At 65.0% G+C, this 13,955-nt stretch carries 12 protein-coding genes, 1 tRNA gene and 1 pseudogene; 7 read left to right on the forward strand and 7 right to left on the reverse strand.

Annotation, left to right across the window (positions count from 1 at the left end):
* Window positions 1-3 precede the first annotated feature (3 nt).
* From pgm to OHB26_RS19640, 3 genes are all read left to right on the forward strand, one after another.
* Window positions 4-1,644: a phosphoglucomutase (alpha-D-glucose-1,6-bisphosphate-dependent) gene (pgm, locus tag OHB26_RS19630; protein ID WP_330178733.1), complete on the forward strand. Its 1,641-nt coding sequence runs from the start codon at window positions 4-6 to the stop codon at window positions 1,642-1,644.
* Window positions 1,634-2,842, forward strand: a complete 1,209-nt coding sequence (locus OHB26_RS19635) for an MFS transporter (RefSeq protein WP_330185711.1) — start codon at window positions 1,634-1,636, stop codon at window positions 2,840-2,842. The genes pgm and OHB26_RS19635 overlap by 11 nt, the downstream gene beginning before the upstream one ends.
* Before the next feature lie 69 nt (window positions 2,843-2,911).
* Window positions 2,912-3,652 (forward strand): DsbA family protein, encoded by a 741-nt coding sequence (locus OHB26_RS19640; protein ID WP_330178734.1) that lies wholly within the window; start codon window positions 2,912-2,914, stop codon window positions 3,650-3,652.
* A gap of 424 nt (window positions 3,653-4,076) precedes the next feature.
* Here the strand turns inward: OHB26_RS19640 and OHB26_RS19645 are convergent, their stop codons facing one another.
* On the reverse strand, window positions 4,077-6,491 hold the full coding sequence (locus OHB26_RS19645; protein WP_330178735.1) for a DUF222 domain-containing protein: 2,415 nt from the start codon (window positions 6,489-6,491) through the stop codon (window positions 4,077-4,079).
* A gap of 127 nt (window positions 6,492-6,618) precedes the next feature.
* On the opposite strand from OHB26_RS19645, the gene OHB26_RS19650 reads away from it, so the two are divergent.
* Window positions 6,619-6,694, forward strand: a tRNA-Ala gene (locus OHB26_RS19650).
* Window positions 6,695-7,271: 577 nt separating this feature from the next.
* On the opposite strand, the pseudogene OHB26_RS39720 reads toward OHB26_RS19650, so the two are convergent.
* The 5 genes and pseudogenes from OHB26_RS39720 to OHB26_RS19680 form a co-directional block, all read right to left on the reverse strand.
* Window positions 7,272-8,456 (reverse strand): annotated as a pseudogene (locus OHB26_RS39720) (recombinase family protein); the annotation flags it as partial.
* A complete protein-coding gene (locus tag OHB26_RS19665) occupies window positions 8,453-8,671 on the reverse strand; it encodes a hypothetical protein (protein WP_330178738.1) in 219 nt (72 codons plus the stop codon). The gene OHB26_RS19665 and the pseudogene OHB26_RS39720, both read right to left, overlap by 4 nt.
* Window positions 8,672-8,994: 323 nt before the next feature.
* On the reverse strand, window positions 8,995-9,342 hold the full coding sequence (locus tag OHB26_RS19670; RefSeq protein ID WP_330178739.1) for a hypothetical protein: 348 nt from the start codon (window positions 9,340-9,342) through the stop codon (window positions 8,995-8,997).
* The gene (locus OHB26_RS19675; protein ID WP_330178740.1) at window positions 9,339-9,596 is read right to left on the reverse strand and encodes a hypothetical protein; all 258 of its coding nucleotides are present in this window, start codon (window positions 9,594-9,596) and stop codon (window positions 9,339-9,341) included. The genes OHB26_RS19670 and OHB26_RS19675 overlap by 4 nt, the downstream gene beginning before the upstream one ends.
* Before the next feature lie 3 nt (window positions 9,597-9,599).
* On the reverse strand, window positions 9,600-9,776 hold the full coding sequence (locus tag OHB26_RS19680) for a hypothetical protein (protein ID WP_330178741.1): 177 nt from the start codon (window positions 9,774-9,776) through the stop codon (window positions 9,600-9,602).
* Window positions 9,777-9,834: 58 nt separating this feature from the next.
* On the opposite strand from OHB26_RS19680, the gene OHB26_RS19685 reads away from it, so the two are divergent.
* The 3 genes from OHB26_RS19685 to OHB26_RS19695 all read left to right on the forward strand — a co-directional run bounded on the left by OHB26_RS19685 (window position 9,835) and on the right by OHB26_RS19695 (window position 12,578).
* Window positions 9,835-11,184 carry a helix-turn-helix domain-containing protein gene (locus OHB26_RS19685; RefSeq protein WP_330178742.1) on the forward strand — a complete coding sequence of 450 codons (1,350 nt, stop codon included), beginning with the start codon at window positions 9,835-9,837 and terminating at the stop codon, window positions 11,182-11,184.
* Between the two features lie 169 nt (window positions 11,185-11,353).
* Window positions 11,354-11,800 carry a hypothetical protein gene (locus tag OHB26_RS19690; protein ID WP_330178743.1) on the forward strand — a complete coding sequence of 149 codons (447 nt, stop codon included), beginning with the start codon at window positions 11,354-11,356 and terminating at the stop codon, window positions 11,798-11,800.
* A gap of 595 nt (window positions 11,801-12,395) precedes the next feature.
* The gene (locus OHB26_RS19695) at window positions 12,396-12,578 is read left to right on the forward strand and encodes a hypothetical protein (RefSeq protein ID WP_330178744.1); all 183 of its coding nucleotides are present in this window, start codon (window positions 12,396-12,398) and stop codon (window positions 12,576-12,578) included.
* On the opposite strand, the gene OHB26_RS19700 is transcribed toward OHB26_RS19695, so the two are convergent.
* Window positions 12,572-13,570 (reverse strand): DUF4238 domain-containing protein, encoded by a 999-nt coding sequence (locus OHB26_RS19700; RefSeq protein WP_330178745.1) that lies wholly within the window; start codon window positions 13,568-13,570, stop codon window positions 12,572-12,574. The two genes, OHB26_RS19695 and OHB26_RS19700, sit on opposite strands and share 7 nt — an antisense overlap.
* Window positions 13,571-13,955 lie beyond the last annotated feature (385 nt).

A 13,955-nucleotide genomic window follows, 5' to 3' on the forward strand; every position in this document is an offset into this window, starting at 1 on the left:
AGCATGGCGCACGATCGAGCCGGTCGACCGGCCCGCGCCACGGACCTCGAGGACATCGCGCACTTGGTGACGGCCTACTACAGCCGGATTCCCGATCCCGAGGATCCGGCGCAGTTGGTGTCCTTCGGCACCTCCGGGCATCGCGGCTCGAGTCTGGACAACGCCTTCAACGAGTCGCATATCCTCGCCATCACCCAGGCCATCGTGGAGTATCGCGCCACCCGCGGCATCACCGGACCGGTCTATCTGGCGCGCGATACGCACGCTTTGTCCGAGCCCGCCTGGACCACCGCCCTCGAGGTGCTCGCCGCCAATGATGTGACCGCCATTATCGATTCGCGGGACAGGTACACGCCCACACCGGCCCTGAGTCATGCGGTGCTGCGGCACAATCGCGGCGGAACGCGGCATCAGGCCGATGGCATCGTGGTGACGCCCTCGCATAATCCGCCCCGGGACGGCGGGTTCAAATACAATCCGCCGCACGGTGGTCCGGCCGATACGGTCGCCACCGACGCGATCGCCGCGCGCGCCAATGAACTGCTGCGCGGTGGGCTCGCCGAGGTGCGGCGCACCAGTCTCGCCAATGCGCTGGCCAACAAGGTCGAACGCTACGACTACCTCGACCGGTATATCGGGGATCTACCCAATGTGCTGAACCTGGACGCCATTCGAGGCGCGGGGATTCGGCTGGGCGCGGACCCGATGGGCGGTGCGAGCGTGGACTACTGGGAGGAGATCGGCCAGCGCTACGACCTCGAGCTCGAGGTGGTGAATCCGTTCGTCGATCCGACCTGGCGCTTCATGACCCTCGACAGTGACGGCAAGATCCGGATGGATCCGTCCTCGCGGTACGCCATGGCCTCGTTGGTCGCGATTCGCGACGATTACGACATCTCCACGGGTAATGACGCCGATGCCGACCGGCACGGCATCGTGACTCCCGATGCGGGGCTGATGAATCCGAACCACTACCTGGCGGTGGCGATCGAGTATCTGATCGCGAATCGGATGGGTTGGGACGCGCTCACCAAGATCGGCAAGACGGTGGTGACCTCGTCCATGATCGATCGCGTGGTCGGCGTGCTCGGCCGTGACGTGTACGAGGTGCCGGTCGGGTTCAAATGGTTCGTGCCCGGGTTGTTCAGCGGCAGTCTGGCTTTCGGCGGTGAGGAGAGCGCGGGCGCCTCCTTCCTTCGCATGGACGGCGCCGTCTGGACCACCGACAAGGACGGCATTCTGCTCGCCCTGCTGGCCGCGGAGATCACCGCCGTCACCGGGCAGAGCCCCTCCACGCGCTACACCGAATTGGAGAAGCGGTACGGCAGTCCGGCCTACAACCGGGTCGACGCCAATGCCACCGCGGAACAGAAAGCCAAGCTGGCGGCGTTGACGCCGGACATGATCACCGCGAAAGAGATCGCCGGAGAGGCGATCACCGGCATCCAGACCAGGGCGCGCGGTAATGGCGCGGCGCTGGGCGGGGTGAAGGTCACCACCGAGAACGCCTGGTTCGCCGCGCGACCCTCCGGCACCGAGGACAAGTACAAGATCTACGCGGAATCGTTCGAGGGCCCCGAGCATCTGGCGCAGGTGCAGGCGGCCGCGGAGGAGATGGTGGGACGGGCTTTGGCTGGTGAATAGATCCAAGGCGCTACCGGTAGAGATCTGGGTGCTGGTGGGGGCCGCGTTCACCATTGCCATCGGATTCGGTCTGGTCGCACCCGCACTGCCGCAGTTCGCCCGGAGTTTCGGGGTGGGCGTGGCCGCGGCCTCGTTCATCGTCAGCGCGTTCGCGTTGATGCGGTTGATCTTCGCGCCGCTCGGTGGACGGCTGGTGCAGAAGCTCGGCGAACGGCCCGTGTATCTGACCGGGTTGATCATTGTCGCCATCTCCACGGGTGCGTGCGCGTTCGCCCAGAGTTATTGGCAGCTGCTGATTCTGCGGTCGCTCGGCGGTATCGGGTCGACCATGTTCACGGTCTCCTCACTGGCGCTGGTGATTCGGATTTCGCCGCCGCTGGAGCGCGGGCGGGTGTCGGGGGTGTACTCGACCAGCTTCCTGATCGGATCGATCAGTGGTCCGCTGGTGGGCGGGGCGCTGTCGTTCCTGGGGCTGCGCGCGCCCTTCGTCATCTACTGCGTCGCACTGCTCATCGCAAGCGCGATCGTTTATGTGGCGCTGCGGGATTCGCCGCTGGCGGTGCCCGAGGCGGCCAATGGGGCGGCGGTCATGAGCTTCCGCCAGGGGTTGGCGCGACCCGCGTACCGGGCGGCGCTGTGGGCCAACTTCGGTAATGGCGCTGCGGTTTTCGGTGTGCGGATGGCGTTGGTGCCGCTGATCGTGGTCGAGGTGCTGAAGAAGGACGCGGGTCTGGCCGGTGTCGCATTGACCGTTTTCGCGGCCGGTAACGCGGCGGTGCTGTTCCTGTCCGGGCGCTGGTCGGATCGGCTGGGGCGCAAGCCGTTCCTCATCGCCGGGACGCTGATCTGCGCGGTGGGCACGACCGGTCTGGGGCTGGCCGCGACCTTCCCGTGGTTGCTGGTCGCCTCGTGTATCGCGGGTATCGGTTCGGGAATGTTCTCGCCCGCGCTGCAGGCCGCGGTCGCGGACGTCATCGGGCCGGGTGTGCGTGGTGGGCCGGTGCTGGCCGGATATCAGATGTCCGCCGACCTGGGCACCTTCCTCGGCCCGTATCTGATCGGCATGCTCGCCGATCAGGTCTCCTACGGCGTGGCGCTCGGTGTCACCGGTGTCATTCTGGCCTCCGCGTCGGCGGTCTGGTTGGTGGTTCCGGAAACCTTGCGGCGCAAGGAACCCGCGGTGGCCACGGGGGCCTGATCGATTCGTCGCGGTGCTGTCGTGGGGTCGCCTGGTCTGATCCGCCGGGTGTGGTGCAGAGTGTTGCGGGTGAGCGCACCGTCTTCGAAACACACCCCGCGGCCGGTATCGAGCAAGACCACCTACGCATTGGCCGCGGTGGCCGTGGTGGTGGTCGCGTTGATCATCTTCGCCGTCTCCCAGTGGAGTAAGGGCGGCAGCGATTCGATCCGCAACGACGGCTACGGCCCGCCACATGATCCGGCGGTCTCGGTGGCCATGGACTCCGATGGCGCGATCGTCCTCGGCAAGCCCGATGTCGCCAAAACCATTGACGTCTACGAAGACCCGCTCTGCCCCGCCTGCGGCCAGTTGGAGAAGCTGTACGGCCAGGAGATCGCCCAGCAGGTCGACGAGGGCAAACTCGCCGTCCGCTACCGGCTTGTCAATTTCCTGGACTCCAAGTCGAGCTCCAAGGACTACTCCACCCGCGCCATCGCCGCCAACGAATGCATGGCCCAGGCCGGGGACGGTCCCGCCTACGCCAAGTACCATTCCCTGCTCTTCACCACGAAGCAGCCCTCCGAAGGTGGCTCCGACTACAACAACCAGGACCTGGCCGCCATCGCCAAGGACTCCGGCGCCTCGGCGGACGCCTTGAAATGCATCACCACCGGCGACCGCCTCGACTCGGCCCGCAACCACGCCGACTCCGCTATGAAGGCGCTCACCGCGGCCTCGGGCAACCGAGTAGCCACCCCCTCGGTCTTCCTGGACGGCCACAAACTCGACGTCAACAAAGACGACTGGGTGCAATCCGCCGCCAACTGACCAACGCGCTGGACAAAACAAGCCCCGCCCCGATCCGGACGACTGCTCGTCCACGTAGGGGTGGGGTTTTGTTCTTGTCCCCCTTGTCTTTCGGGGTGGGGTGCGGCCGGGCCGGGGGTGACTGCCGGCCGCACCCCCGGTGGGAGTCGCGCGCCAGCCGCGGCTCCGTGGTTGTGGGTGCGAGGAATTGGTGGGGCGCGGCCCATCGAGCAACCAGGAGAGCCGCGCCCCGGGCAGGGAACCGAGCAGGCAGCACGGTTCCGTGGTCAGGGGCGGGCGGGCAGGAAGTTCGGGGGCTGCGGTGCCGCACTCACACCGTGACCTAGCCGGTCGCGGGATGAGTTGGGGCGCTGAGGATTACAGGCGGTGCGGCGTTGCGGGTGGGTAGGTCCGGCGGGATGCCGGCCCGGACGGGTGGTCGCGCTCACCGCGGTGCTGGGCGGGCCGGGATGGTGGGGATGTCGTTCTCGGGGGTGGTGCGGGCCAGTTGGGGATGGAGCAGGACGTGGGTGTCCACGGGGTAGGCGATGTCAGCGGTGAAGGGGCGCAACGGGATCGGTAGATCCAGATGCACTTCGGGGGCTCGGTGCAGGTGCCGGGTGAGGCGGGCGGGAGCGTCGATGTCGGTGTCGGGGAAGAGGTAGCGAGCGCCTTCCCGGACGGTTTCATGGGGTTCGCCGGTGGGGTCGATCCAGCGCATGCGATCGGTATCGGCCAGGTAGACGCGCCAGGGCTGTTTGCCGCTGTCGGCGAGGGCTTTGAGACGGTGATGATGTGAGCACAGCACGGCCCGCGGAGCCGCGCTGTGCTGCGGGGCACGGCGCGAACGCAGCGGATCGAACTGTGCCACCAGGGTTTCCGCCGCGGGCATGGTGCAGCCCGGAAACCGGCAGAGCGCATCGAAAGCCCGAATCTCACGCGGCGGAGCCGACGAGAACACATGCGGCACAGCAGGTTTCACCGGCTGCCGCCGCTTCGACCCGGCAGGATGCGCACCGGGCACACCCGTACCCGCCACCCGCAGCGCCGCCGCCCGCAGTGCTTCGGGCGAGGTCGGATCGGCCTCCCGCGCCGCCGCTGCCCGCAGTGCTTCTGGCGAATCCGGGTCGGCCTGTCGTGCAGCCTCCCGCAGCGCCTCAGGCGAACCGGGATCGGCCAGCTCCGCCGCAGCTCGAATGGCTGCTGCTATCGCCGGATGCACGTGCTCGGGGGTGTACGTCCGTTCCTTCTGCAAGTCCGAAACATCCTGTCGCGCCGCTGCTCGCAGAGCTTCGGGTGAGGTTGGATCGGTCTCCCGTGCCGCCGCCTCCGGTGAACCCGGGTCGGCCAGCTCCGCTGCGGCTCGCATTGCTGCTGCTATCGCCGGATGCATGTGTTCGGGGGTGTACGTCCGCTCCTCCCACAGGTCCGAAACATCCTGCGCCGCAGCGGATTGTGATGTCTGTGGGGCGGCAGGGCCCGAATGTCCGGCGGCGCGGAGCGGCTCGGGCGTCGCGGGATCGGATTGCTCGCCTGTGCCCGGGAAGTGCTCCGGGTGGGCCTGACCTCCGGGGACGCCTGGGATGCGCTCCCATGGGGCGCGCGGCGCGGTCGAACCGCGGCGGCCGGACCGCGCAGCGGCCTCCGCTGACCCTCCTGGAAGAGTCCTGCCGGGCGGTTCCGGAAGATTCTGGGGCGCAAACGGTTTCGGCGCACCCTTTCGCCTCGATCCGGCGGGGTGGGCCGCTCGCGATCGTTCCTCGGCGGCGGATCGAGCAGGTGCGGTGAGGCCCTCGGCCGCTGGCCGAGCGGGGTTGTCGAGCCCGACTTGCGTGGCCGGGTCCACGGTGCTGGATAGGGCGAGGCCCTCGGCCGACGATCGAGCGGGCGAGGTTGCGTCCTCGACCTTGGCCGGGATGGCCGGTTCTGCGGGGGCGGCTGGTGCGGGTTCCTCGGCGAAGTACTCCGGAATCACCTGGAAGCGGGCGTGTTCGGCGAGGGTGCGGGCCAGGGCGGCGTCGACGGGACCGTAGCCGGAGAGGAAGGCCGGGTCGTCGCGGAGGCCGAGCAGGGTTTCGGCGGACATGCCCACCTGGATGAGCGGGCGGCGGGGCGCCGAGGGAGCTCCGGCCTGCGGGCAGTACTTACCGCGCGTGCAGCCGCAGCGCAGGCGTCCGGTGCCGTCGGCCAGGGCGACGAGGGCGTCGGCGCGGCGCTGCGGCATGGTGCGCGGATCGTCCTCGCAGACCTGCAGACTCATTTCGCGTAGCCGCATGGCAATGGTCTGCGCGCCCGCGGCGGGCAGCAGCCCGTCGAAGACGGCCATTCCGTCGGCGACGGCGCGAATTCGCACATCGCGGTCACTTTCGCGTTCCTCGCGCCGCCGCTGCTCCCCATCGGCGTCGAGCCGAATGATCCAGCGCCGCGCGGTCTGCCGCAGTCGGCTCGGATCGGTGCGGGTGGCGGCGTCGATAAGCTTGGGTTCCAAGGCTTCTCGCACCTCACGCGCGAGTCCCCGCATGGCCTCGGCGATCACCTGCACCCGCGAGAGGTCTATCCGCCCCGCCGCGAACGCCGCCCTGGTCCGCGGTAGCGAGTCCAGGGCCAGCCCGATATCGATGAGGGCCGCCGCCACCGCCTCGGACTGGTGCACCGCGACCGCGACCTGTGCCGCCGCGAACTCACCGGCCCGCACCCCACCCGGCCCGGGTTCGGCGTTCGCGGCGCGATGCCGCCGATAAACCTCCCGAATCGCTGTGATCTCCGCCGCCTGCGCGAATGCCGCTGCCCCGTGTGCCCGTCGCAGTGCATCGATCAGCTCCTCATCGCCCATCGCCTCCGCCTCTCCGCTATCGAACATGTGTTCGAGGCTACCCCCAGAAGATCGCGATCGCCAGCCTTTACGCAGGCGATTTGGTTTGTCCGATGCGCGTCGTGTAACTTCGTTCAGGCAAGCGGGGCACGCCCCGCGAGCGAGAACTGAACATGGGGCTATGGCGCAGCTGGTAGCGCACCACACTGGCAGTGTGGGGGTCAGGGGTTCGAGTCCCCTTAGCTCCACCAATCGTGTCATTGCACGAACCGACTCCATTGGGGCTGGTACCGCGGAAGCGGTACCAGCCCCAATGTCGTTTCCGGGTTGGGGGACGCGGAACGTAGGGACCAAGCGGTCGGGGCCGGTGATGGCGACCTGGGCGACGAGGGTCTCGATGAGTGCCTTGGCTTGGGTGCGCGTGCCGGTGGCGATGATTTCCGCGATGTGGTCGGCGATGCCATCCAGCGTTGCGGGTTCCGGGGCGATGGGTTCGTTCGCCAGGGTGATGGTGAGTTCGTCGCGCCGGGTGATGAGTTGGCCTGTCTTGGCGCGCAATTCGCTGAGCCTTCCGGCGAGGAGCTCGGGATCGAGAGTGCCGTTTTCGAAGGCGTTCAGGTATCGGTCGATCGCCTGCTGAGCTTTGGCGAGCTCGGCGGCGACGGCGTCCAGTTCGACGCGGGTGTCACTACTGGAATCGTGGTGTCGTCGCTGTTGGGCGGTGATGGCTTGGCTGATCAGGTCGTGGCGGGTGCGGTAGAACTGGCCCAAGGCTTCCAGAACGGCCGCGTCGACGGAGTCGGCGTCGAGGCGGGTGAAGTCGCACTTGTCGGCGTCGTAGCGGGCGCGGTTGAAGCAGGTGTAATAGCGGTAGGTGCGGGAGCGTCCGGTTGCGCGGGTGCCGATCATGGCGCGCCCGCAGCGTGGGCAGCGCAAGCGGCCGGTCAGCAGGTAGTCCGAGGAGTTCGCGGCGCGGTGGGCGTGGGAATCCCCGCGTGCTTCGAGGACCGCCTGGGCGCGGTCGAAGGTGTCGGTTTCGGTGATGGCGGGGTGAGTGTCGGTGACGGTGGTGTCGCGAAAGGTCAACTCACCGAGATAAATCCGGCTGTTGAGGATCCGCAGTACATGGTGGCCGGACCATTCACGGCCGGTGCTGGCGCGATGCCCGCGCGCATTTAGCTCCGCGGCGACGGCACGTGCACCGAGACGGCGGCAGGCGTAGAGGTCGAAGATCATTCGCACGACCACGGCTTCGGCCTCGTCAACGACGAGGGTTTGGGTAGCTCTGTCGACCCGGTATCCGTAGGGCCGTTTGCCGCCCTTCCATTTGCCTTTGGCGGCTTTGCGTTCCATGCCCGCGATGACGCGGTCGATGATGGTGTCGCGTTCGAATTGGGCGAACATGCCCAGCATCTGCACCAGCATTCGACCCATGGGGGTGGAGGTGTCGAATGGTTCTGTGGCGGAGCGGAACACGACTCTGGCTCGGTCCAGCTCGTCGAGCAGGGTGACCAGGTCACGCAGGCTGCGGGAGAAACGGTCGACCCGGTAGACCACAAGCACATCGATGAGTCCGGCACGCGCGGCTTGCAGCGCGCGTTGCAGGCCGGGCCGTTCGGCGCTCGCGCCGGAAGCGTCGTCGGTGAACGACGTCGTATGTCGCCAGCCGGGTTGGGAATCGATGTAGGAGGCCAGCCGGGCGTCCTGGGCTTCGATGGAGTAGGGCTGGTTGTCTTCGGTGGTAGAGCGGCGGGTGTAAGTCGCTACCCGCACGTCCTGTCCCCATGCGGCAATGTCGGTGGCGATACGCGATGTTGAGGATTTCTTGGTGCCCGCCATGTTGCCGGTCCTTCCCATTGATACACGCTTCTCGCAAACGTGGATGTCCGAAACATCCTGTGGCAGAACGGAATTCTGGTTCGTGGTGCGGCCCGGCATGTCGCCGGGTCTATTGTCGCTCGATCGGTTTTCGAATGTGTTGGTGTGGCGGATATTTCGGTAGCCGCGTGTCATGCGGCGTTCCGTTCGCCGTTGTCGGTGTGGTGACGGTGGGTCCACGCAGTGAGGAGGTCGGCGAGGAGGGTGACGGCATGGTCGTGTTGGGTGGTGGTGAGGGGTTCGGTGTCGACTCGGTCGATGTGCCAGCGTTTATGGGCGCGGTCACGAGCAGGTGGCTTGGCGGGTTCTGTACCGTTCGGGGCGTGTTTTCCGGGTTCGGGACGTTCCATCGGGGCTCCTGTGGGATGTTCGGCGTTTGGCGTGGCGTCGCCCTGTACTGGCAGGAGAACCCGCGTTTATCCACGTTCGCGACCGGAATTGATGCAATTCCGTGTTCCGTGGTCAAAGTTCGGCATCAATCACGGGGTCCGCTGGGTTCCGGCATATTGGGGTGTCGCGCCTGTTAACTGCCGAGAAGGGGCCCGATTTCGACTTTTCAGTGCGAAACGGTTCAATAACGATCGGTGTCGCCGCAGGAGAGCGCCCCAGGGGTGGTTGTCTTGTCCCTGGGGCGCTTTGGATGTGGTCACGGCGGGGGGGGGGGGGGTGACGCCTATCGCCGGTTGACCGGCCCGGTCTGGTCCTGTCCGTCGTTACTGGCGGTGGTGTATTTGGTGTCGGTGTCTGTGCAGATCACGTCGGTGATTTTGACGAGGGCCGGGATGTCGTCGGGTTCGAAATGGTCTGCGCTCGGCGCGATCACGCCGTTGGCGTGTTCGCTGTAGGCGAGGTTCATCAGGCGGTTGATCGCCGCGCCGCTGGGTCGGTCCGGGTCGCCGTAGTACATCAGGATTACCGACCACCCGCGCTCCGCGGCAAGCGCATGGATCCGCGCCTCGTCTTCGCCCCATCGGTCGCCGGACACGTCCGGTCGGAGGAATCCGATCACGTAGTTGCTCATGGTCGTACCCCGGCGTAGTCCCGGTACACCGGTCGGGTGATCGCGAGACGTCCACGGTCCGTGCAGCGCCATCGTGCTGGACCTTGCAGGGTGCCCATCGCCAGCCCGGTACGCGACAGTCGCAGCAGCGCCCGATGGACCGAGGTCTCCGGCAGCAGGGTCGCGCAGCAGAGTTGCCGCACGCTCAGCGCGTGCGGAGGGTCGAGGTTCGACAGTGCGCCAAGGACTTTCGCCTCGGGTTCGGTGAACGCCATCGCTCACCGCCCCCTGCTGATCGGTACGTATGGGCGTGGTGGTTCGGCTGCCAGGCGCGCTTGAATGTCGGCAACGGTCAGCCGCTTCGGCCGCCGCGTGCGCTCGGCGTCCGGCAGCGCGTGAGCGGCGAGGAAAACCAGCACTAGCGCGATGAGGGTGGCGACAACGATGATTTCCATGTCGGGTGTTCTCCATGTCCCTGGAACGGTGTTGGAGTGCACCCGACGCCGGGGACTGGTGATCGAACCGACGTCGGGCAATGTGGAACGTATGCCCGGCCGACGCCGTGAACGGGTACGAACGTACCCCCATGCCGTTACGCTGGCGATTGTCGTCACCGCACGACCAGGAGGTGGTCCCGTGAGTGGTTCCGAAGGTCCCTCGGAGATCGGTGCGCGGGTTCGGCTGTACCGCGAACGCGCCGGAATGGCGCGGCCCGTACTGGCCGCGCAGATCGGCCGGTCCGCCGAATGGCTGAAAGCCTTGGAGAACGGCAGGATTCAGCGGACACCGAGCCTCGACTTGTTGTTGCGTATTGCTCGGGTCCTAGAGTTGGACGACCTCGCCACGCTCACCGGAGATGATCATGCAGTGCCGGTGACGGTATTTGCCGGTGAGCGTCATGCGGCCTTGTCCGAGGTGCAGGCCGCGCTGACCGACTATCGCATCACCCCCAGTGATCGGCCGGTCAGTGTCGGCCATCTTGATGAGCGGCTGCGTAAGGCGTGGCGGATCCGCCATTCCAGCCCGGACCACCGCTCACAGCTGGGTGCACTGCTGCCGGGGCTGATCCGTGACGCCCAGACCGCCGCACGTACGGCCGAGGATCGCCGCGCCGCGCGCCGGACGCTGGCCGGTGTCTATCAGCTGGCCGATTTCTATGTCGCCTATCAGCCTGCGCCGGAGCTGGTGTGGATGGTCGCCGACCGTGCCGTGAACGAGGGCTATGAGGCCGATGACCCGTACGTGATCGCGTGTAGTGCTTGGGCGATGGTGCAAGCGTTGCGTGATTCCGGGCGGTGGGAGGAGGCAATCGCGTTGGCTCGCAACGCGATCGACCAGATCACTCCTTACCTCAACCGCGCCGAAACTCCCGACGATTGGCACGGCATCGCCGGAGCCCTGCAGTTCGAGATCGCGTACGTCCACGGTCGGCGTGGCCGCTCCGGCGACGCCTGGCACGGCCTGGAACAGGCCGACCGCATCGCCCGGCAACTCGGCCCGACCTATCGGCATGTGCAGACCAGCTTCTCCCAGCCGGTTATGGCCGCGCACGCAACAACTCTCGGTGTGGAACTGCGCCAGCCCGGCGAGGCTTTGCGTGCGGCCCGCTCCATCGACGCCGACAACATCGTTTCCGTGCCCCGTCGCGGCCGCCACCTCATCGAGGTTGCCCGCGCCTACATGCAACGCGACGAGGACACCGCAGCGCTGACGATGCTGGCGAAGTCAGAGCAGACTGCCCCCGAGACGATTCGCTACAACGGTTTCGCCCGTGACATGCTCCGCGACTTGCTGAAGAAGCCGCCGACTGGCATGCGCACCGATGTCTGCGAACTGAGCCAGAGAGTGGGTATCCGCGCCTGAACCTGGCTGCAGTAGCGAGCTGCCACAGTAGGTGCGGTACCGCCACACTCAGAACCGTCAGCCATCGTGCAGCCTGCACTGGTTGGTGACTTCGAAGGTATACGGGCCGAGTTGCTCGGCACTGTAGATTTGCAATCCCGACAGTCGTTCTAGTAGCGAGGGCGTTCCGATGGCCGCACGTGAGCACGTATCCGAAGAGACCCAAGCCAGGATCCTGGCTGAAAGTCGTAGGCGTTGCGCTGTTTGCTTCGGTCTTGACCGCGATTTCGGGCGCAAGAAAGGCCAGCTCGCCCATCTCGGAAAAGACCCGAGCAAGGCCGATCCGTCTGAGCTAGTTTTTCTGTGTTTTGATCATCATGACGAGTTCGACTCGACAACGAGGCAGTCAAAGAACCTGACCCGCAAGGAAATTGAAAACTACCGAGACCTCCTTATAGCGGAGGTTGAACGGCAATGGGCAGCTGGAGCCCTTGATCGGCCTGACACCGCGGTACCGCCCATGTCGATCAGCATCTCAATAAGCGGCGGCCCTGGCGGCTCCTCGGTGTTCGGTGGTGGTGGCGGCGGCGGTGCCGGTGTCGGGGCTGGAGGGGACGCTGGTCAGAGTTTGGGGTAGCAGGATGCCGGGTCTGGTTCACCCGAACCCCAAATTGCGAATCCTGCAGGGAGGCACTGTCATAATCGATACGTCGGTATCGGAACTTCATGCCCGTAGTATTGCGCTTCTTGCTTGGCAGGGCGGAATTCATTGCAGTGCTTATCCTGGTGATTGGCCCGTCGTGATGGGCAGAATTGCTCTTACGATCGAGGCTGCCCTTCAGGACGATATTGCCGCCCACACCGCCTGGCTGAGACTTTGTGAAACATGCGAGAGTTTGCTGCAGGTCGAACTTCATGGGAGTGGTTCGTTCACTCCTGAAGCTGATGGTTCGTTTAGCGGCGGTGCCGGAGGCGATGCTTGCTGGTTCGGGGGTGGCGGAGGCGGTGGAGGCGACGGAATTCGCATAGGAGGCCCGGGCGGGGATGGAGCTGCTGGGGCCCTCGTGATTTTCATGTTTGCCGAGGACGGAGCACTTATCGACGTTGACGTGTATGTCATGCCCGGCTCCAGCCAGTGGATAATGCCTGCTGGGGTTCACCGGCTAAAGTTATTCGCTATGGGTGGAGGTGGCGGTGGCGCCGGTGGGAGACGGTGGGAATGAGCGCCATCGATGGGGCACACCGAGGATGCCGCTGTGGTTCTCACCTGGCACGCGCCGATTACCGCAGCACTGTCGGCGGCGACTTACATCGAACTGGACACCCGTGGTCGCATCATTGGCACCTGTCTATTCGCGGCTGAGATCGTATGTCTTGTTATGGAATTGCCGCAGCTAAAACCGAAGCCTCAGTAGCCAAAGAGTTTCGCGAAATCCTGAAGAATCAACGGCATCGACCGAACCCATCGGCTCAGTGGCCAGGGAGGTGGTGCTTCCAAACCTGCCCATCGGGTTTGATGATTGGTCTTCTTGAAAATGTTATCACTGTCGATATCGGGATTCGGAACGGCGGAGGGTATCGAAAGTCCGGCCGCAATTCTAGTGCTTTCTTGCTCGTAGGTGACTTTAAGACAGTTGGCCGTGATCTCCAAGTTTATTTCATCGACTTCAGCTGGTGCTAGCGTGAAGGGCGGCACCACATCGACGTGATCGTTTCGGGCGGCCGCGATGAGAAGCCGATATGGGGAGATGGGGAACACCAGCATTGAAGTTGTAGCTAGGCTAAGCCGTTTCTTTCGAGTCCAGCCCGGGTATCCAATATGAATGATTGGCTCATCGCAAGTCATTAATGGACTGCTTGTTGACGCAAGCCACCATCGACGACCCGTCGATAGATGACTAACCACCATCCCGCGCCAGGTGGATATGGCCAAATCAATTGCGGCAGTCTGTACGCTCTTGCCGGTTGGATTCCAGTTCTCCACGGCTGTGTTAATTTCACGGACTCTCGGTGTACGTTGGCTCTGTAATCCCACGTAGATAGCGAGATCACGAACGGTCCGGGGATTCGTTACTTCACCATCAGCCATGCTGTCCAACATGCGGAGGAGCATGGCCCCGTCATTTTCGATACGTCCAAGGTGGGTCTCGACCCAGAGCTCCGGCTCGCCGATGGAATCATAGCGATAGAAATATGGAAGAAATCCGACCGTCTTCGGTGAACCGAATCCACCTTTTCCTGTTTCGAAGTTCTTGTACTGGATGTTCTGGCCGTTTGGCTCGAGCCATCGCTTCAAGTACATTTGTGGCACAAAATGATGACGCTGTTTATTCGAAGGATCGCGTGTAGCGATCAACTTCGACTGCTGAATTTCAGCATCCGAGAGCCATCGTTCAAGATCCGTCACGTTCTTTATCCTACTGGTCATTAGCAAGCACTTGGCCAGGATCGACGATGGGCAAGTTCATCAAGCCCTTCCAGTACAGGGCAATGTGGTTGCCAGAGACTGGACACGTTCGGGTTCTCCCTACTTCGCCCGCTCCGCGGTACCCGACCTCGTCGAGGGCGGTGCGCAACGGTCCGAGCCGACGCCGAACAGCTCTCATCGGTACTCGGCTCGAAGTCTGGCAACGCTGAGACTATCCATGGGCTGCGAGTCTCCGTTGCCGGCGGCCTCCGACCAACGCGGGCTGCCCTTCCGCGTGAGGTGGATAGCCGCGCTGGACATAGAGTCGCCGACGGTCGATTGGCGTACCTTTTTGTATCCCGCATGGCCGTACCGAACGACATCG

The organism is Nocardia sp. NBC_01503, assembly GCF_036327755.1.
Taxonomy (GTDB): domain Bacteria; phylum Actinomycetota; class Actinomycetes; order Mycobacteriales; family Mycobacteriaceae; genus Nocardia.

What these genes read in the sequence shown, in the direction of transcription:
- OHB26_RS19670 (WP_330178739.1), bottom strand. Translation starts at nt 9,342, where the DNA reads ATGAGCAACTACGTGATCGGATTCCTCCGACCGGACGTGTCCGGCGAC.
- OHB26_RS19645 (WP_330178735.1), bottom strand. Translation starts at nt 6,491, where the DNA reads ATGTTCGATAGCGGAGAGGCGGAGGCGATGGGCGATGAGGAGCTGATC.
- OHB26_RS19675 (WP_330178740.1), bottom strand. Translation starts at nt 9,596, where the DNA reads ATGGCGTTCACCGAACCCGAGGCGAAAGTCCTTGGCGCACTGTCGAAC.
- OHB26_RS19665 (WP_330178738.1), bottom strand. Translation starts at nt 8,671, where the DNA reads ATGGAACGTCCCGAACCCGGAAAACACGCCCCGAACGGTACAGAACCC.
- pgm (WP_330178733.1), top strand. Translation starts at nt 4, where the DNA reads ATGGCGCACGATCGAGCCGGTCGACCGGCCCGCGCCACGGACCTCGAG.
- OHB26_RS19680 (WP_330178741.1), bottom strand. Translation starts at nt 9,776, where the DNA reads ATGGAAATCATCGTTGTCGCCACCCTCATCGCGCTAGTGCTGGTTTTC.
- OHB26_RS19690 (WP_330178743.1), top strand. Translation starts at nt 11,354, where the DNA reads ATGGCCGCACGTGAGCACGTATCCGAAGAGACCCAAGCCAGGATCCTG.
- OHB26_RS19695 (WP_330178744.1), top strand. Translation starts at nt 12,396, where the DNA reads ATGGGGCACACCGAGGATGCCGCTGTGGTTCTCACCTGGCACGCGCCG.